Origin of the sequence: Arthrobacter sp. Hiyo1, from assembly GCF_001263615.2 — a bacterium.
Lineage (GTDB): Bacteria > Actinomycetota > Actinomycetes > Actinomycetales > Micrococcaceae > Arthrobacter.
In genome coordinates this window covers 236,098-255,237 of sequence record NZ_DF952473.1, presented here as the reverse complement: position 1 = coordinate 255,237, position 19,140 = coordinate 236,098, and the positions used below count along the sequence as shown (strand labels likewise).

Genomic DNA, 19,140 nt, shown 5'->3' with positions numbered 1-19,140 from the left:
CAACCGTCGTCTGGGCAATCACCATCGGCGCCGTGGCCGGTCCGAACCTCATCCAACCTGGCGCTGCGGTGGGCGAAGCTCTGGGCCTGCCCGCAATCTCCGGGCCATTCGTCTTCTCCGTTGCCGGCCTCCTTCTGGCCGCGGTGTTACTGATGGCCGCACTGCGCCCCGACCGCTGTTGCTGGCAAGGCGCCTGGCCGAGGGGACGCACGACGACGGCGGAAGCGCTGGCGCCCGTGCCGAAGCAGGAGGACCCCGACGTCGTTCATTGACTGCCGGATTCCAGGCCGTGCGGGCGTCTCCGCGCGCAAGCTGGCCCTGACTGCGGTGGTTGCGGCGCATGGAATCATGGTGGCGGTCATGTCGATGACGCCGTTGCACCTGCAGGAGCTCGTCTCCACCGGGCCGGTTGGGGGCCATGTGGGTCACGAGGGCGGCCACGCCATGGGTACCGACGCCCTGGTGATCATTGGATTTACGATTTCCCTCCACATCGCCGGCATGTTCGCTTTGTCGCCGCTGATGGGGTGGCTGACGGACAGGGCGGGCCGGATCCAGACGATCGTGCTGGGCTTCGTGCTGCTGGCGGTGGCTGTCGCCGTGGCCGGCTTCGGGCAGCAGGACCCGGCCCTGGTCACGGTGGGGCTCGTGGTGCTCGGCCTAGGGTGGTCGGCCGCGACGATTTCAGGATCCACCCTGTTGGCCGAGAGCGTCGAGCGGCAGCAACGCGTCATCGTCCAGGGAGTCTCAGACACACTCATGGGGGCTGCCGGTGCCTTGGGCGGAGGCTTCTCCGGGCTCGTGCTGGGCTGGGTGGGCTACGAGGGTCTGAACATGGCTTCCGGTGCCGTGGCCGTCGTCGTGCTGGCCGTCGTCGCGGCTTCGGTGAAGCGTCCGGCAGTACGGCCGGCGGGCTGAGCTGAACAGCAGAACCTCAGTTCTTGCCGCGCACCATCCCCAGGAGCCGGTTGAAGATTCCTTCCCCGTCTTCGCCGATGCCATCGTGATGGAAATCCCCTGTGGTCCAGGCCTGCAGTCCGCGGACGGCGGCCGCGGTTTCCATGGATAGCTGGAAGTCCACATAGATGTCGTCGCGGTAGACAGCTGCCGCGACCGGCACAGTATTCGCCTTCAGCCGGGACACATCGTAGAGCGGTTTCCAGTCTTGTTTGCCGGCCAACAGCGCAGCCACTTCCTGCAGGGGCACGAGCGCTGGATCCTGTTCGAAGTACCAGGGGTAGACCATTTCGCCCGTAAGGAGCGGCTCCGCGGCGTCGGGATGGAACTCGGGGAACTCCCCGCTCACCCGCCACGCCGCCCAGCCGGTCGCCTGCCCCTGTCCGTAGATGGACTCGTGCAAGACCGCGTACAGGGGATTCGATGCCCGGGAAACGAGGCCGTAGACCTGTTCCAGAAAGGCGTCGGAGAGGCGTTCGCCCGCCGGAGACGGCACGAAGGCGTCCTCCAGGAGGGTGTGCAGGGCATCCACGCGGGCGTTCCCGCCCAGGAACGATCCCACCATTTGGAAGCGTTCCGTGGTGAGGCGTTCTCCGCTGGGCAGCCGCTCGTCCGTCGATTCCAGATGCCGCGCGATCCGGGTGACCCGCTTGCGGTCCTCCGGGTACCACCCGAAGTATTCCGCGTTGCGTTCCGCGACCCGTTGGAAAGTCGCCTTGTAGACGCGTTCGGCCGGACCTTCCAGCGGCGCCAGACCTCCCGTGATGAGCACTTCGCTCAAACCTTCCGGCGCGAAGGACAAGTAGGTCAGCGCGCAGAAACCGCCGAAGCTCTGGCCCAGGACGGTCCAGGGTTCCGAACCGAGGGTCTTGCGGATGAGTTCGGCGTCGGCCACGATCGAATCCGCCCGGAAATGCGTGAGGTAGTCTGCCTGTGCGGCGGCATCGCCCCGGAGCGGCAAGGTATTTCGGTCCGCCGGCGTGGACAGGCCCGTGCCGCGTTGATCCAGCATCAGGATGCGGAAACTCCTCGCGGCAGCCTTCATCCAGCCGGACAGGGAGGTGGTCCGGGTTCCGCGTCCGCCGGGCCCGCCCTGGAGGTAGAGCAACCACGGTAGCCGGGCTGTGTCCTCCTCCGAGTGCTCGGCGGAGACGAACTCCCGCGCGAAGACTGTGATCGTTTCCGCGGTGCTGTCGGCTTCCACACCTGCGGACGCCCAATGGTCGAGGGGGACCGCGAAGAAGTGTTCGGTGGTGCGGACGCCCCGGAATTCGTGACGTGCCCGGATGGTGTGCGCCACGCCCTCAACCACGCGCTCAGCCACGAGCCATGACCTTGTCGCTGCCGAAGGCACCCAGCGCTTCGCCGGTCAGCCGGAAGGTCGACCAGCCGTCCATGGGCACCGCTCCGAGGCCGCGGTAGAAGTTGATGGACGGTTCGTTCCAGTCCAGGACACTCCATTCCACCCGTGCATAACCGCGTTCGACGGCGGTGGCGGCCAGGTGCTGCAGGAGCGCCTTCCCGTGGCCTTCGCCCCGGGCATCGGGCGTGACGTAGAGGTCCTCGAGATAGATGCCGTGGACGCCTTCCCACGTGGAGTAGTTCAGGAACCACAAAGCGAATCCCTGGACGTCTCCTGCCGCGTTTTCCGCCATGTGCGCGTACACCCGTGGATTCTCGCCGAACAAGGCCTCGGTGAGCATTTCCGGCGTGTTCTTCATGCGTCGGGCTCTTTTTCATAGACGGCAAGCTCATGGATCATCTGCAGGATCGCGGGGACGTCGGACACTGTGGCTGGGCGGACAACACTCATGATTCGAGCTTACTAGGCGCCTACAGGCGGTTGACCGAGGTCACCCTGACCACGGCGGTGCCGCTCTCGTCCGAGGCTGCCAGGTCCACTTCGGCGGAAACGCCCCAGTCATGGTTGCGGGCCGGGTCATCGAAAATCTGCCGCACCCGCCAGATGCCTGGTTCCTCCGTGATCATGAGGAGTCCCGGGCCGCGGGCATCGGGGCCGGTTCCGATGTCGTCGTGCTCGTCGAAGTAGTCGTCCAAAGCGTCTTCCCAGCGCTCCGCATCCCAGCCGCTGCCGACGTCGAGCTCGCCCAAGGCAGCCGCATCCTCGTCCGCGAACAACTCAACGCGCCGGAACATTTCGTTGCGGACCATGACCCGGAAGGCGCGGATGTTGGACGTGAGCGACGGCGGCGGGGGAGGTGGAGCGTCGTGCGGCGTCGGAGCCACCCCGGAGGTGAGCTCTTCCCACTCGTCGAGCAGGCTGGAGTCGACTTGGCGGACCAGTTCACCCAGCCAGGCGATGAGGTCCTCGAGGTCTTCGCGGAGCACGTCCTGCGGGACCGTCTGGCGCAGGGCCTTGAAGCCGTCGGCCAAATACCGCAGCACGATTCCCTCGGAGCGGGCCAGCCCATAGAACTGCACGAACTCACCGAAATTCATGGCGCGCTCATACATGTCGCGGACCACCGACTTCGGAGCCAGCTCAAAGTCGCCCACCCAGGGTGCGGCCTTGCGGTACACCTCGAACGCTTCGCCCAGGATCTCCGCGAGGGGCTGCGGGTAGCTGACCTCTTCAAGCATCGCCATGCGCTGGTCGTAATCGATGCCGTCGGCCTTCATCGCGGCGACGGCCTCGCCGCGTGCCTTCTTCTGCTGCGCAGAGAGGATCTGCCGGGGCTTCTCGAGGGTCGCTTCGATCACGGACACGACGTCCAAGGCGTACGACGGCGACTCCGGATCGAGGAGCTCGAGCGCGGCAAGCGCAAACGGTGAAAGCGGCTGGTTCAGGGCAAAGTTGGCTTGCAGGTGAACGGTCAGCCGGACGGATCGTCCTTCTTTCTCCTGCTCGGCCGCGGGAATGCGTTCAACCACTCCGGCTGCCAACAGCTCGCGGTAGATGCTCAGGGCCTTCTTCATGAGCTGCAGTTGGGCGGGCCGTGCCTCGTGGTTCTCAGTGAGGAGACGGCGGGCAGCGGCGAACGGGTCGCCGGGGCGCTCCATCAGGTTGAGCAGCATCGCATGCGTCACAGTGAAACTCGAGGTCAACGGGTCCGGCACGGACTCCACCAAACGGGTGAAGGTGGGCTGGCCCCAGGAGACGAAGCCTTCCGGTGGCTTCTTCCGAACCACTTGCCGCAGTTTCTTCTGGTCGTCGCCGAACTTCGCGGTGGCTTTCGCCATCGCCTTCGCGTTCTCCACGACGTGTTCGGGAGCCTGCACGACCACCGTACCGGCCGTGTCGTAGCCCGCCCGGCCGGCGCGGCCCGCGATCTGGTGGAACTCCCGGGAGTTCAGCAGGCGGGTGCGGACGCCGTCGTATTTGCTGAGCGCCGTCAGGAGGACTGTGCGGATGGGAACGTTGATCCCGACGCCGAGGGTGTCGGTGCCGCAGATGACCTTCAGGAGTCCTGCTTGTGCCAGCTGCTCAACGAGGCGGCGGTACTTGGGCAGCATGCCGGCGTGATGGACGCCGATCCCATGGCGGACCAGCCGGTTCAGGGTCTTGCCGAAGCCGGCGGCGAACCGGAATCCCGCGATCAGCTCGGCAATCTTGTCCTTCTCCTCGCGGGAGCACATGTTGACGCTCATGAGGTTCTGGGCCCGCTCGATGGCCTCCACCTGGCTGAAATGCACCACGTAAACGGGAACCTGCTTGGTGCTGAGCAGTTCTTCGAGGGTTTCGTGGACCGGTGTTTCCTGGAAGTAATAGTGCAGCGGGATGGGCCGTTCGGCCGAACTCACGGTGGTAGTGGACCGCCCGGTGAGTTCGCTCAGGCCGGCTTCGAAGCGGCTGACGTCTCCCAGGGTGGCCGACATCAGCAGGAACTGGGCCTGGGGGAGCTCCAGGAGCGGCACCTGCCAAGCCCAACCGCGCTGGGGATCGGAGTAGAAGTGGAATTCGTCCATGATGACTGTGCCGAGCTCGGCTTCCTTGCCTTCGCGCAAAGCGATGTTGGCGAGGATTTCGGCGGTGCAGCAGATGATCGGCGCATCCTGGTTGACTCCCGAATCTCCGGTGATCATGCCGACGTTCTCTGCTCCGAAAATGTCGCAAAGCGCGAAGAACTTTTCCGAGACCAAGGCCTTGATGGGGGCGGTGTAGTAGCTGCGCAAGCCGCGGGACATCGCCTCGAAGTGCCCGGCGATCGCCACGAGGGATTTTCCGGAACCGGTGGGGGTTGCCAGGATGACATTGGCGCCCGACGCGAGTTCCATGATGGCCTCGTCCTGGGCGGGGTAGAGCTGAAGTCCGCGGCTCTCCGTCCAGGCGACGAAGCGTGTGTAGATTTCGTCCGGGTCAACGCGTCCGCCGTCGGGGAGCTGCTCAAGAAGTTTCATTGCCTTCCAGCTTAGTGTGGGTGGAGCAGACCACGGGGACCGACCATGGAGGATGCAGTGAAGTGGGATCCAGCCAAGTACATCGAGTTCGGCAATCACCGCGACCGGCCGTTTTTTGACCTGACGTCGAGGATTCTGGCGGAGGACCCCCGGCACGTCGTGGATCTGGGCTGCGGTCCGGGGAACTTGACGGCGACCCTCGCGACGCGATGGCAGGGCGCCGCCGTCGTCGGGCTGGACTCCTCAGCCGAAATGCTGGCAAAAGCCCAAGTCCTCGCTGCCGCGCAACTGGGCCTTTCGTTCGTGCAGGCAGACATTGCCGGATGGGCACCGGAAGCGGACACCGACGTCGTGGTCAGCAACGCGGCGCTGCAATGGGTGCCGGGCCACTTGACGATGCTCTCCGCGTGGTTGGAAGCGCTGAGACCTGGTGCGTGGTTTGCGCTCCAGGTCCCCGGAAACTTCAGTGCGCCGTCCCACGTGCTCATGCGCGAACTGGCCGCTTCGCCGGAATGGTCCGGAAGGCTGTCCGGCGTGCTCCGCCATGACGACGCCGTGGGCGAACCGGCCGACTACCTGCGGATCATGCTCGACGCCGGATGCGACGCCGACGCCTGGGAAACCACCTACCAGCAACTCCTGCCGGGAGCCGATCCGGTACTGGAGTGGGTGCGCGGGACCGGCCTGCGTCCAGTGCTCGCAGGGCTTCCCGAAGACGAAGCACGCGAGTTCGAAAACCATTACGCAGCCGCGCTCCGCGAGGCCTATCCGCGGGGCCGGCACGGAACAGTGTTTGCCTTCCGCAGGGTTTTTGCGGTGGCACAAAAACGAGGCTGAGCGGGCCCGCGTCCAAAGGACGCCGGAAGTGCCGCGTTTACAAGGTTTCGCACTGTGTTCTGAACTACAATGGCAACGCGATCTCGGGGTGGCATCGTGTGGAATCCGCTGCTCCGGAGGCCAACGATTGGAGGCAGTGTGCTGGCATCCTTGCTGTTGCAGCGCCTCGCCCCCTACAAGCCCCACGTGCTGGCCATCGTTCTCCTGCAGCTCGTCCAGACCGGCGCCACACTCCTCCTGCCCACCTTCAACGCGAAGATCGTCGACGACGGCCTGGTCGCCGGGAACAGCGAGGTCATCCTGCGCCTGGGTACCTGGATGCTGGTCCTCACGGTGATCCAGGTGCTCGCCGCGGTGCTCGCCGGCTACCTCGGAGCGATTGTCGCCATGAAGGTCGGCCGCGGGCTGCGGCAGGAACTCTTCGACAAGATTCATTCCCTGCCCGACCAGGACGTCGCAGCCTTCGGACCGGCCAGCCTCGTGGTCAGGACGACGAATGATGTCCTGCAGCTGCAGAACATCACGGTCCTGGTTTTCAGCATGCTGGTGGCGGCGCCCGTCATGGGCATCGGAGGCGTGATCCTGGCGGTCGAACAGGACGTTGCCCTGTCTTGGATCGTTTTCGCCATCGTTCCCGTGTTGCTCGCCATCATGCTGTTGATTGTCCGCAAGCTCGTCCCGCTGTACCGCGAGGGCCAAGGCTTGGTGGACCGGATCAATAGCGTCCTCCGGGAACAGATCCTGGGGACCGCGGTCATTCGTGCGTTCGTCCGCCAGCCGTTCGAGATGAAACGGTTCGAGGCCGCCAACGACGCACTGACAAGGAACAATCTCCGTTCGGCCAGGATTGTCGCGGCCATGCTTCCCCTCGTCATGACCGTGGTCAATCTTTCATCCGCGGGCGTGGTCTGGCTAGGCGGGCACCGCATCATCGCGGGAGACATGGAGCTGGGTGCGCTCACGGCGTTCATCGCCTACATCATGCAGATCCTCCTCGCGATCATGATGGCAATGTACGTGTTGAGCACGGCCCCCCGGGCGGCTGTCAGCGCTGAACGCGTCACCGAAGTGCTCAACACGGAATCAGAAATCACGCAGCCGGGAAACACTGCCGGCGGGATGGTGGCACGCCCCTCGCGGGCTGAAGGCCTGCGCTTCGACAATGTCGTTTTCGCCTACCCGGGAGCCGAAACACCAGTAGTGGAAAGCATCACATTCCACGCGGCCCCGGGAAGCACGACGGCGGTCATCGGCTCCACGGGAAGCGGCAAGTCGACCATCGTCAGCCTTGTGCCGAGGCTGCTTGAGGTGAGCAGTGGAAGTATCTCGCTCGACGGCCGGGACATCGCGGCCGTTCCGCTCAATGCCTTGCGCAACCAGCTCGGCGTCGTGCCCCAGGAGAGTTGGCTGTTCCGCGGAACCATCGCCGAGAACCTGCGGATTTCCTTGCCTTCCGCGACAGATTCGCAATTGTGGCATGCCCTCGAGACGGCCCAGGCCGCGGATTTCGTGAACGAGTTGCCGCAAGGACTGGAGACCATGTTGTCCCAGGGCGGCGCCGGTCTGTCCGGCGGCCAGCGGCAGCGCTTATGCATAGCCCGCGCCATTCTGCGCCCTGCATCCGTCTATTTGTTTGACGACAGCTTCTCTGCGTTGGACACGGTGACGGAAGCAAAGCTCCGGGCCGCGCTTGAACCGGAACTCCGGGGGGCGACCGTCATCATTGTCGCCCAGCGCATCAACACCGTGGTGTCGGCGGACCAGATACTGCTCATCGACGAGGGCCGCCTGGTGGCACAAGGAACCCATGCCGAACTTCTCGAGTCCTCGGAAACTTACCGGGAAATCGTAGCGTCCCAGCTGGAAACGGACGACGCCGCGTGAGCAGCGAAGGCGAACACCTCGCCATTCCAGCGAAACCGTCGCGGTCGCTCCTCCGCCTGGTGGGCTTGATGAAGCCTCCCGGGGAATCATGACCGCCGCGATCCTGTGCATCTGCGGCTTTGTCACGCTCAATGTCGCCGCACCCAAAATACTCGGTGACGCTACCGACGTCATCGCCGCCGCCGTGTTCGGCGCGCAGTTCGACGCCGGGCGCTTCGTCTTCCTCTTGCTCCTGGCCGCAGGCATGTATTGCGTCACGTCGCTGCTTAGCTGGGCGCAGGGCCGCCTCAACGCCCTCGCCGTCCAGCGCCTCGCACACGACCTCCGCGAAGCCGTGGAAGGGAAACTGCATCGCCTTCCCGTGGCCTACTACGACGGCCGCTCCCGGGGCGACGTGCTGAGCCGCGCGACGAACGACCTCGACAACGTGTCGCAGACGCTCAACCAGCTCCTCTCCCAGCTCCTGACCTCAACACTGATGGTCATCGGCTCGCTCGTGATGATGCTGCTGCTTTCGCCGCTCCTCGCCGTCGTGTCCCTGCTGGCCGTTCCGGTTTCGGCGCTGGCGTCGATTATCGTGACCCGACGCTCGCAGAAATACTTCGTCCGGCAGTGGGAAGCCACGAGCGACGTGAACTCGCTTGTGGAGGAGACAGCCACGGGTCACGAGACCATCAAGCTTTTCAACGCCCAGTCATCGATGGCGGTCCGCTTCGCTGATCACAACGACGGGCTTTACGCGGCCAGTTCCAAGGCACAGTTCGCTTCAGGGTTGCTGGTGCCCCTCATGGCTTTCGTGTCCAACGCCAGCTACGTGGGGGTTGCCATTGTCGGTGCCCTGCAGTTCCTCGCCGGGGCGATGAGTATCGGGGGCATTCAAGCGTTCATCCAATTCAACCGCCTCTTCAGCCAGCCGCTGGGCCAGATCGGCGGATTGGCCCAGGTCCTGCAATCATGCGCGGTTTCCGCCAGCAGGGTCTTCGAGCTGCTGGACGCCGCCGAACTGACAGGGGAACGTGCGGAACAGGGCGCAGATGCGCGCGCCGACTCCGGTCCGGGCCTTGAGTCGCGGTTTGACGCGCAGTTTGATGCCCCTTCGGGACGCGTTGCCTTCGAACACATCTCCTTCAGCTACCGGCCGGATGCGCCCCTCATCGAGGACCTGTCCTTCCAGGTGGAACCGGGACAGACAGTTGCGATTGTCGGGCACACCGGAGCCGGGAAGACCACACTGGTCAGCCTCCTCATGCGTTTCCACGAACTCGGCTCCGGACGGATCACCATCGACGGCGTTGACATCGCGGGCATGGGACGCGACGCACTCCGCCGGAATTTCGGCGTCGTTCTCCAGGATCCGTGGATTTTCACCGGCACCATCCGGGAGAACATCGAGTATGGCTTTCCGGGCGCCAGCGAGGCCGAGATCGTGGCCGCAGCCGAGGCGAGCCACGTCGACCACTTTGTCCGCTCGCTGCCCAACGGGTACTCAACCATGCTCAGCAACGGAGGCGAACCCCTCAGCCAGGGCCAGAGGCAATTGCTGAGCATCGCGCGCGCACGGCTCTCGGGCCGCCCCATCCTGATCCTGGACGAGGCGACAAGTTCGGTGGATACCCGCACCGAAGTCCTTATCCGCCAAGCGATGCACCGGCTCCGGAGCAACAAGACGTCATTCGTCATTGCGCACCGCTTGTCCACTATCCGCGACGCTGATCTAATTCTCGTCATGGACCACGGACGGATCGTTGAACACGGCACGCATCATTCGCTGTTGGCGCTTGGCGGGCACTACGCCCACTTGCATGAAGCGCAGTTTGCCGCCGGAGGCGGCGAACTCGCCGCGATGCCGGTGAGGTCCGCGAAGCACCGCGCCGGGCAAGGAGAGAGGGAAGCATCATGAGCCCGCTTGAGTTTCCCGGTTCGTGGCGTCCCAATCAGTCCAGTACCGTCGCGCTGTACGAACAGCTTCGGCTCCGCGTCATCGAGTTGGCCGACGGCGGCATCCTGGCTGTCGGTACCAAGCTCCCCGCGGTGCGCAGCTTGGCCGAACAATTGGATGTCGCCCCCCACACGGTGCCCGGGCCTATAAAGAACTTGAAGCTGCTGGAGTAGTGGCCACCCGTGGCCGCAACGGAACAGTTGTGTGCGCCCGGGATGACCGCTGGAGCGCGTTGGCAGCCGTGGCTGCGAGCTACTCGGCTGCGGCCAAAGCGCAGGGCGCCAGTTTCGCGGAGGCGGTGCAGCTTCTGGCGGCTGCCTACGACGCCGATTGATACCCGTCGGTAGGCTGTGGGAAGCCACATGGAAATTCGAAGAAGTTTTCGATTAGCATTAGTGGGTGCCTAAAGCCGTAGCTGAAGTCCCCGCCGTCGAATCCTTCGCAAGTGTTTCCGAGCAGCAAGCTGCCACGCCCGTAAGACATGACCTGTCCCGGCTCGTGGTCAAGGGAGCGCGTGAACACAACCTCCGCAACGTCGATCTCGATCTTCCCCGTGACGCAATGATCGTTTTCACGGGCTTGTCAGGTTCAGGCAAGTCGTCCTTGGCTTTCGACACTATCTTCGCGGAGGGCCAGCGCCGGTACGTGGAGTCATTGTCGGCATATGCCCGCCAGTTCCTGGGCCAAGTGGACAAGCCGGACGTGGATTTCATCGAGGGCCTTTCGCCGGCAGTGTCCATCGACCAGAAGTCGACGAGCAAGAACCCGCGCTCCACAGTGGGCACCATCACCGAGATCTACGACTACATGCGCCTTCTCTGGGCACGTGTCGGCCGGCCGCATTGCCCCGTGTGCCACGAGCCGATCACGCGCCAGACGCCGCAGCAGATCGTCGACCAGTTGCTGGAACTCGAATCCGGCACCCGATTCCAGATTCTTGCCCCTGTGGTCCGCGGACGCAAGGGCGAATTCGTCGAGCTCTTCAAAGAGCTCACGGCCAAGGGATACTCACGCGCCCGGGTGGACGGAGATCTCGTCCAGCTGAGCGATCCGCCCAAGCTCGGCAAGCAATTCAAGCACTCCATTGAAGTGGTCGTGGACCGGCTCGTTGTCAAGGAAGGGATCAGCCAGCGGCTGACCGACTCGATCGAAACCGCGCTCCGGCTTGCGGAAGGCCGGGTACTGGTCGAGTTCGTGGATCTCGACGCCGAAGACCCAGCCCGGATCCGGGCCTTCTCCGAAAACCTTGCCTGCCCCAATGAGCACCCGCTGGCCATCGACGAGATCGAGCCACGCTCCTTCTCGTTCAACAACCCCTTCGGCGCATGTTCGGCCTGCAGCGGTATCGGCACCAAGCTCGAGGTCGACGAAGAGTTGGTTGTCCCCAATCCGGAACTTTCCTTGAACCAGGGTGCCATCGCACCTTGGTCGCTGGGTACTGCCACCACGGAGTACTGGAACCGGCTCCTCGAAGGCCTGGCCCTGGAGCTCGAGTTCTCCATGGACACCCCGTGGGAGAAGCTGCCGCAGGAAGTCCGGCAGACGGTGCTACACGGCAAGGACCACAAAGTAGTCGTCCAGTACCGCAACAGGTTCGGCCGGGAGCGCAAGTACAGCACCGGCTTCGAAGGCGCCATCCAGTACGTTCACCGCAAGCACGGCGAAACGGATTCCGACTGGGCCCGCGACCGCTACGAAGAGTACATGCGGCAGGTTCCTTGCCCCGCATGCAACGGTGCGCGGCTCAATCCGGCGTCGCTGTCCGTGCTGATCAACGGCAAGTCCATCGCCGAAGTTGCGGCCCTTCCGATGCGTGATTGCGCGGATTTCCTCGGTAGCCTCACGCTCACCGACCGCGAGGCCCAGATCGCCCACCAGGTTCTCAAGGAGATCCAGGCGCGCCTGACATTCCTCTTGGACGTCGGGCTCGAATACCTGAATCTCGAACGGCCGTCCGGGACCTTGTCCGGTGGCGAAGCCCAGCGTATCCGGCTCGCCACGCAGATCGGCTCCGGCCTGGTGGGCGTCCTGTATGTCCTGGACGAGCCGTCCATCGGGCTGCACCAGAAGGACAACCGCCGCCTGATCGAGACGCTCACCCGATTGCGCGATCTCGGCAACACACTGATTGTGGTCGAGCACGACGAGGACACGATTCACGAGGCCGACTGGGTTGTGGATATTGGACCCGGCGCCGGTGAGCACGGTGGCCAGGTGGTGCACTCCGGTTCCTACAAGGAGCTCCTGGAAAACACGGACTCGCTGACCGGCGACTACTTGTCCGGCCGGCGCAAGATCGACATCCCGGCCAAGCGGCGCAAGTATGACAAGAAGCGCGAGCTCAAGGTCATCGGCGCACGCGAAAACAACCTGAACAACGTTGACGCAACGTTCCCGCTGGGCCTCTTCACGGCAGTCACTGGCGTCAGTGGCTCGGGGAAGTCCACCCTGGTGAACGAGATCCTTTACAAGGTCCTTGCCAACAAGCTCAACGGTGCCAAGCAGGTCGCCGGCCGGCATCGCTCCGTGGCGGGCCTTGAGCACCTCGACAAAGTGGTGCACGTGGACCAGAGCCCCATCGGGCGGACCCCGCGCTCCAACCCTGCCACGTACACGGGCGTCTTCGACAACATCCGGAAGCTTTTCGCGGAAACCACCGAAGCCAAGGTCCGTGGATACCAGCCTGGACGGTTCTCCTTCAACGTCAAGGGCGGCCGCTGCGAGGCGTGCTCCGGTGACGGCACCCTGAAGATCGAGATGAACTTCCTGCCGGACGTCTATGTTCCCTGCGAGGTGTGCCACGGTGCCCGGTACAACCGCGAGACCCTGGAGGTCCATTACAAGGGCAAGACCATCGCGGACGTCCTCAACATGCCCATCGAGGAGGGTGCCGAGTTCTTTGCCGCTTTCACCCCCATTGCCCGGCATTTGAACACCCTCGTCGACGTCGGCCTAGGTTATGTCCGGCTCGGGCAGCCGGCCACCACGCTTTCCGGCGGCGAGGCGCAGCGCGTGAAGCTGGCCTCGGAACTGCAGAAGCGTTCGAATGGACGGAGCGTCTACGTCTTGGACGAGCCCACAACGGGCCTCCACTTCGAGGACATCCGGAAGTTGCTCATGGTGCTGCAGGGTTTGGTGGACAAGGGCAATACGGTCATCACCATTGAGCACAACCTCGACGTCATCAAGTCCGCTGACTGGATTGTGGACCTTGGCCCCAATGGCGGTTCAGGCGGCGGGCGGATCGTGGCAACGGGCACGCCCGAACAGGTTGCCAAGTCCACGGAAAGCCATACCGCAACCTTCCTGGCGGAGATTCTCGGTTAGCCCTGCGTGAACGGCCGGGGAATTTTTCGGCAGTGGTCGAAGTATTCCCTGGCCGGCATGTGAGTTTCAGGCATGCCTCAACTCGTGAGAAACTAACCCGGTGACTCAAACAATGGTGCCCGTAATCTTTGATCTGGACGGCACCCTTGTCGATCCTGCAGGCGGCATAACCGGCGGTATCGCCGCGGCCCTGGGCGAAATGGGGCTCCGTGTCCCGGAACAGGCCGTGCTGGACTCCATGGTCGGGCCCAAGCTCAGCGATTCCCTGGAACACATTGCCGGGGTTCCCACAGGAAAAGTCGACGAAGTCATTGGGCTGTACCGCAGCTATTATCGTTCCGTCGGAATCGCTCAAAGCCGGCTCTACCCCGGAATCCGTGAGCTCCTGCAGTTCTTCGCGGAGTCGCGGCGGCCGGTTGCCGTCGCCACCCAGAAACCCCAGGGCTTGGCCCACATCGTGTTGGAGCACCATGGCATTGCCGGTTTCTTTGCCTCCATCTGCGGTGCGCCGGACGACGAGTCAATAGCCGCCAATACAACTCCGGGTAAGGTGGCAATCGTTGGTGCCGCTCTGGCCACGTTGCGTTCCCAGCCTGCGGTGATGGTCGGAGACCGCCACCAGGATGTTGCCGGGGCCATGGCCAACGGCCTCGACTGCATCGGGGTCAGTTGGGGATTTGCGCCCGACGGCGAACTTCAGGAGGCAGGCGCCGTCGCCGTCGTGGACACCGCGGCGCAGCTGCTGAAGAAGATCGAAGAACTTGACGCTGTCCGCGCGGCGGCCCTGAGCGAGGTGCAGAACGATGGAAGCCTTTGATGTCATCCGCTGGACCACGCGCGGACTGATTTCCAGCACCTGCCGGCCCACGGTCATCGGGCTGGAGAACGTGCCCAAGGAAGGGCCCTTCATCGTGGCCCCGAACCATTTGTCTTTTCTGGACAGCGTTATTGTCCAAGCCTTGATGCCGCGCCCGGTGGGCTTCTTTGCCAAGGCCGAGTATTTCACCACCAAAGGCTTCAAAGGCCGCGCGATGAAGGCGTTCTTCCAGGCCGTTGGATCCATTCCGGTGGAACGCGGAGAGCAGGCAGCCAGCGTGCAGGCCCTCAAGACCCTCCTGGACATCCTGGAGAACGGCAGGGGCATCGGCATCTATCCGGAGGGGACCCGCTCGCGCGACGGCTTGCTCTACCGCGGGCGGACCGGTGTCGGCTGGCTTGCCCTGACAACTGGGGCGCCGGTGGTGCCGGTTGGCCTCATCGGCACGGACAAGCTGCAGCCCGTGGACCGGAACACCGTTCGTCCACAGCATTTCACCATGAAGGTCGGCGAGCCGCTGTACTTCGAGAAGACCGGGCCGGACCATTCCCTGCCGGCCAGGCGCGAAGTCACGGACAAGATCATGGATGCCATTGCGGTATTGAGCGGCCAGGAACGTTCCACGAGCTACAACCAGAGCAAGTCCGCGGAGTAGCCCTCCGCGAAGCGGGCCCGTACGGGGGAGCGCGATTCCCTTACTAGACTGGATCTGTGGCAGATCCAGCGAGTTATCGACCCCAGACGGGAGAAATCCCCACCACCCCCGGCGTCTATCGGTTCCGGGATCCGCACGGCCGTGTCATCTACGTGGGCAAGGCGAAGAACCTCCGATCCCGGCTGAACTCGTACTTTGCCAACCCGGCGGGTTTGCTGCCGAAGACGCACGCGATGGTGCACGCGGCCAGCAGCGTTGAATGGACCATGGTGGGCAGCGAGCTTGAGTCGCTCCAGCTCGAATACACCTGGATCAAGGAATTCAAGCCCCGCTTCAATGTGGTCTTCCGCGATGATAAGACGTATCCGTACCTTGCCGTGAGCATGGCGGAGAAGCTCCCGCGGGTACAGGTCATGCGCGGGGAGCGCCGCAAGGGCACCCGCTACTTCGGGCCATACACGGCCGGGGCCATCCGCGAAACAATGGACACCTTGCTCCGCGTCTTCCCGGTCCGCAGCTGCAGTCCCGGCGTGCTGAAGCGTGCCCAGCCAGCGGCCGGCCATGCTTGCTCGGCTACATCGACAAATGCTCGGCCCCGTGCGTCGGCCGCGTCACCGCCGAAGAGCACCGGGCCATCGCCGAAGACTTCTGCTCGTTCATGGGTGGCGAAGCCAAACGCTTCGTCACCCGCCTCGAAAAGGACATGGGCGCCGCCGTCGCCGAGCTGGACTACGAGCGGGCGGCCCGGCTCCGGGACGACATCATCGCGCTCCGCAAAGTGTTCGAGCGCAACGCCGTCGTGCTTTCCGAAGACACCGACGCGGATGTCTTCGCCCTGCACGACGACGACCTTGAGGCTTCCGTGCAGGTATTCCACGTCAGGGGTGGCCGGGTGCGCGGCCAGCGGGGCTGGGTCGTGGAAAAAGTCGAAGACGCCACCACTCCGGAACTCATCGAACACCTCTTGCAGCAGGTCTACGGAGAGGACAGCGACAACCAAGGCCGTATTCCGCGCGAAGTCCTCGTCCCTGAGATTCCGAGCAACCATCACGAACTGCTCGAATGGCTCGGCGGCCTCAGGGGCGCCAAGGTGGACATCCGGGTGCCGCAGCGTGGCGACAAGGCCGCCCTCATGTCCACCGTCCGCGAAAACGCCGAGCAGGCGCTGAAGCTCCACAAAGTCCGGCGCGCCGGCGATATCACGGTCCGTTCCCAGGCGCTCCAGGAACTGCAGGAAGCGCTCGAGCTTCCCGTGCCGTTGCTCCGGATCGAGTGCTACGACATTTCCCATGTGCAAGGCACCAACGTGGTTGCGTCCATGGTGGTGGTGGAGGACGGCCTCCCGAAGAAGGCCGACTACAGGAAGTTCTCCATCACCGGTGCGGCGGCAAGCGACGACACCGCTGCGATGCACGACGTCCTCACCAGGCGCTTCAGGCACTACTTGCAGGATAAATCCGCCCAGCTTCCCAAGAGCGGAGAAGTTCCGAATCCCGGAACAGGGGAATCGCCGTCGTCGGAGGATGCTGCCCTCACGGGTGCCAAGGCGAGATTCGCCTATCCGCCCAACCTCGTCGTCGTCGACGGCGGGCAACCCCAAGTGAATGCGGCCGCCCGGGCCCTCGCGGAACTGGGCATCGACGACGTCTACGTCGTGGGCCTCGCCAAGCGCCTCGAAGAGGTCTGGTTGCCGGACAGTGACTTCCCGGTGATCCTGCCCCGCACCTCCCAGGGGCTCTATCTGCTCCAGCGCATCCGCGACGAAGCCCACCGTTTCGCCATCACCTTCCACCGGCAGAAACGTGGAAAGGCCATGACGGTGTCGGCGCTTGACGGCGTTCCGGGTCTCGGCGAAGCCAAACGGAAGGCGCTCGTGGCGCATTTCGGTTCGCTCAAGAAGATCAAGGCGGCAACGGCCCTCGAGCTCACGGCCGCGAAGGGGATCGGCCCGGCATTGGCGGAAGCGGTCGTCAGCCATCTCGCGGCGGCCGGTGCCTCCGGAGAGGCCGCTCCTGCCGTGAACATGACCACCGGCGAAATCCTTGAAATTTAGCTAGGGTAATAAGCGGACCCCTCCTGAAGGGGTCCGCTTGTGGACCATCCCAAAAACTTTGGACCATCTCAGAAACGGGGAAACTTGATGTCAGAGCCAACAGCAGGATCCGGCGCGGAGCAGGACGGTCTGGTACCCGTCAAGCCTGTCGAAGCGGAACTGCTGGTGGTGACCGGCATGTCCGGAGCAGGCCGGAGCACCGCCTCCGACGCCCTGGAGGACCATGCTGGTACGTCGTCGAAAACCTTCCCCCGCAGATGCTGGGGACGCTGGCGGAAATCGTCTCGCACGCGCCACAGTCCATCCCCAAGCTTGCCGTCGTCGTGGACGTGCGCAGCAAGGGCCTCTTCACCGATATCAGGACGGCGCTCGGCGCGCTCAGCGCCACCGGAATCACCTTCCGCGTCCTCTTCCTCGATGCCAGCGACAACGTCCTGGTGCGGCGGTTTGAGCAGGGCCGCCGCCCGCATCCGCTCCAGGGCGGTGGCCGGATCCTGGACGGCATCGCGGCGGAGCGGGACGTCCTGAAAGAGCTAAAAGAATCCGCGGACGTCGTCTTGGACACGAGCACGTACAACGTCCACGGCCTGGCGACCGCCATCACCGAACTCTTCACCGACACGGGCCCTGTGGCGCTGCGCTTGAACGTCATGAGCTTCGGCTTCAAATACGGCCTGCCCGTGGACGCCAACTTCGTGGCGGATGCTCGCTTCATCCCCAACCCGCACTGGGTTCCGAAATTGCGTCCGCACACAGGGCTCGACGCCGACGTCAGCGACTATGTCCTGGGGGCCGCTGGCGTGAAGGACTTCGTCGACCGTTACGTCCTCGCCTTGGAGCCCGTCCTCGACGGCTATCGGACGGAAAACAAGCACTACGCCACCATTGCCGTCGGTTGCACCGGCGGCAAGCACCGTTCGGTCGCGGTCGCCGTCGAACTCTCCAAACGGCTCGCGCAATACCCGCGGGTCACCGTCACCACAAGCCACCGCGATCTGGGTCGCGAATAATGGGGGTCCTGACCGGACCCCTGCCGCTGGTTCCACCGAAAGGCACGCCGGGCAGCCAGCCCGCCAAAGGCCCCTCGGTTGTGGCGCTCGGCGGCGGACACGGGCTTTCCGCATCGTTGTCGGCACTGCGGCTCCTGACCTCCGAGCTCACCGCGATTGTCACCGTTGCCGACGACGGCGGATCCTCCGGGCGGCTCCGCGAAGAGTACGGCGTCCTTCCGCCGGGCGACCTTCGAATGGCGCTGAGCGCACTGTGTGACGACACCGATTGGGGCCGCACCTGGCGGGACGTCATGCAGCATCGCTTCAAGACTCCAAGCGGACGCCAAGGTTCCCTGGACGACCACGCCATGGGGAACCTGCTCATTGTCACCCTCTGGGAGCTTCTGGGCGACGCAGTGGCTGGATTGAAATGGGCAGGCGCCCTTCTGGGTGCCCGCGGCCAGGTCCTCCCGATGTCCACCCAGCCGCTGAACATCGAGGGCGACGTCCGGGTGCCACTGCCCGGGGGCGGGTACGAGTTCCAGATCGTCAAAGGCCAGGCCAAGTGCGCCGTTGCCGGATCGCTCGAAAACGTCAGGCTCCTTCCGGAAGACGCACGCGCCTGCATCGAAGCGTTGACCGCAATCGAGCTTGCGGACTGGATCATCCTGGGTCCCGGCTCCTGGTACACGTCAGTGTTGCCGCATTTGCTGCTGCCGGAAATGCGCCAGGCCTTGTGCGACACCCCCGCCAAACGCTGCCTCACCATGAACCTCGCCATGGACACCAAGGAAACCTCCGGGATGTCCGCGGCGGACCACCTGGATGCCCTGCGCCACTATGCGCCGGAGTTCAGCGTGGACGTTGTCCTGGCCGATCCCACCTCGATATCGGACCTCAAGGAATTCGAACGCGCTGCCGGGATGATCGGTGCGGAGGTGGTCTTGGGTAAAGTGGGGGCGTCGAGCCGCCGTCCAGTCCACGACCCGCTGCGTCTGGCATCGGCGTATCACGATATCTTCGGGAATAGTTAGGAACATGCGATGGCACTGACCGCATCGGTCAAGGAAGAACTTTCCCGGCTGGACATCAAGAAGTCGTCCGTCCGCAAGGCCGAAGTTTCGGCCATGCTGCGTTTTGCCGGCGGGCTGCACATCATTTCGGGCCGCATCGTGATCGAGGCGGAGGTTGACCTCGCCTCAACGGCGCGGCGGCTGCGCGCCGCGATCGCCGAAGTCTACGGGCACCAGAGCGAGATCATCGTCGTCTCCGGCGGGGGACTCCGTCGGGGTAGCCGCTACGTTGTCCGCGTAGTGCGCG

The 19,140-nt window shown here is 64.2% G+C and carries 11 protein-coding genes and 5 pseudogenes; 13 read left to right on the top strand and 3 right to left on the bottom strand.

Going from position 1 to position 19,140, the window contains the following annotated elements; all coding sequences use genetic code 11:
* Window positions 1-272, top strand: a pseudogene (locus tag AHiyo1_RS28310) (hypothetical protein); the annotation flags it as partial.
* 76 nt (window positions 273-348) lie between these two features.
* Window positions 349-918 (top strand): MFS transporter, encoded by a 570-nt coding sequence (locus tag AHiyo1_RS28305; RefSeq protein ID WP_059389291.1) that lies wholly within the window; start codon window positions 349-351, stop codon window positions 916-918.
* A 16-nt stretch (window positions 919-934) separates the two neighbouring features.
* Here AHiyo1_RS28305 and AHiyo1_RS16660 read toward each other — a convergent pair whose 3' ends face one another.
* From AHiyo1_RS16660 to AHiyo1_RS16650, 3 genes and pseudogenes are all read right to left on the bottom strand, one after another.
* Complete coding sequence (locus tag AHiyo1_RS16660; RefSeq protein WP_059389290.1) at window positions 935-2,281, bottom strand: alpha/beta fold hydrolase; 1,347 nt, start codon at window positions 2,279-2,281, stop codon at window positions 935-937.
* Window positions 2,274-2,770, bottom strand: a pseudogene (locus AHiyo1_RS16655) (GNAT family N-acetyltransferase). The gene AHiyo1_RS16660 and the pseudogene AHiyo1_RS16655 overlap by 8 nt, the downstream one beginning before the upstream one ends.
* A gap of 20 nt (window positions 2,771-2,790) precedes the next feature.
* Window positions 2,791-5,316 carry a DEAD/DEAH box helicase gene (locus AHiyo1_RS16650; RefSeq protein ID WP_059389289.1) on the bottom strand — a complete coding sequence of 842 codons (2,526 nt, stop codon included), beginning with the start codon at window positions 5,314-5,316 and terminating at the stop codon, window positions 2,791-2,793.
* A gap of 57 nt (window positions 5,317-5,373) precedes the next feature.
* On the opposite strand from AHiyo1_RS16650, the gene AHiyo1_RS16645 reads away from it, so the two are divergent.
* From AHiyo1_RS16645 to whiA, 11 genes and pseudogenes are all read left to right on the top strand, one after another.
* Window positions 5,374-6,153, top strand: a complete 780-nt coding sequence (locus tag AHiyo1_RS16645; protein WP_059389292.1) for a trans-aconitate 2-methyltransferase — start codon at window positions 5,374-5,376, stop codon at window positions 6,151-6,153.
* Window positions 6,154-6,291: 138 nt separating this feature from the next.
* On the top strand, window positions 6,292-8,037 hold the full coding sequence (locus AHiyo1_RS16640) for an ABC transporter ATP-binding protein (protein ID WP_059389288.1): 1,746 nt from the start codon (window positions 6,292-6,294) through the stop codon (window positions 8,035-8,037).
* A gap of 88 nt (window positions 8,038-8,125) precedes the next feature.
* Entirely contained in the window at window positions 8,126-9,937 is a 1,812-nt protein-coding gene (locus tag AHiyo1_RS16635) for an ABC transporter ATP-binding protein (protein WP_084784550.1), read from the top strand.
* Window positions 9,934-10,310: pseudogene (locus AHiyo1_RS16630) on the top strand (GntR family transcriptional regulator). Before AHiyo1_RS16635 ends, AHiyo1_RS16630 begins: the two are co-directional and overlap by 4 nt.
* A gap of 65 nt (window positions 10,311-10,375) precedes the next feature.
* Window positions 10,376-13,303 (top strand): excinuclease ABC subunit UvrA, encoded by a 2,928-nt coding sequence (gene uvrA, locus AHiyo1_RS16625; protein ID WP_059389287.1) that lies wholly within the window; start codon window positions 10,376-10,378, stop codon window positions 13,301-13,303.
* A gap of 112 nt (window positions 13,304-13,415) precedes the next feature.
* Window positions 13,416-14,120: an HAD hydrolase-like protein gene (locus AHiyo1_RS16620; RefSeq protein ID WP_172465618.1), complete on the top strand. Its 705-nt coding sequence runs from the start codon at window positions 13,416-13,418 to the stop codon at window positions 14,118-14,120.
* Window positions 14,107-14,775: a lysophospholipid acyltransferase family protein gene (locus tag AHiyo1_RS16615; RefSeq protein ID WP_059389285.1), complete on the top strand. Its 669-nt coding sequence runs from the start codon at window positions 14,107-14,109 to the stop codon at window positions 14,773-14,775. The genes AHiyo1_RS16620 and AHiyo1_RS16615 overlap by 14 nt, the downstream gene beginning before the upstream one ends.
* Before the next feature lie 56 nt (window positions 14,776-14,831).
* Window positions 14,832-16,828 (top strand): annotated as a pseudogene (gene uvrC / locus AHiyo1_RS16610) (excinuclease ABC subunit UvrC).
* An 87-nt stretch (window positions 16,829-16,915) separates the two neighbouring features.
* A pseudogene (gene rapZ / locus AHiyo1_RS16605) lies at window positions 16,916-17,838 on the top strand (RNase adapter RapZ).
* A complete protein-coding gene (locus AHiyo1_RS16600) occupies window positions 17,838-18,854 on the top strand; it encodes a gluconeogenesis factor YvcK family protein (RefSeq protein ID WP_059389284.1) in 1,017 nt (338 codons plus the stop codon). The pseudogene rapZ and the gene AHiyo1_RS16600 overlap by 1 nt, the downstream one beginning before the upstream one ends.
* 9 nt (window positions 18,855-18,863) lie before the next feature.
* A partial coding sequence (whiA, locus tag AHiyo1_RS16595) for a DNA-binding protein WhiA (RefSeq protein WP_084784549.1) occupies window positions 18,864-19,140 on the top strand: 277 nt, incomplete at its 3' end.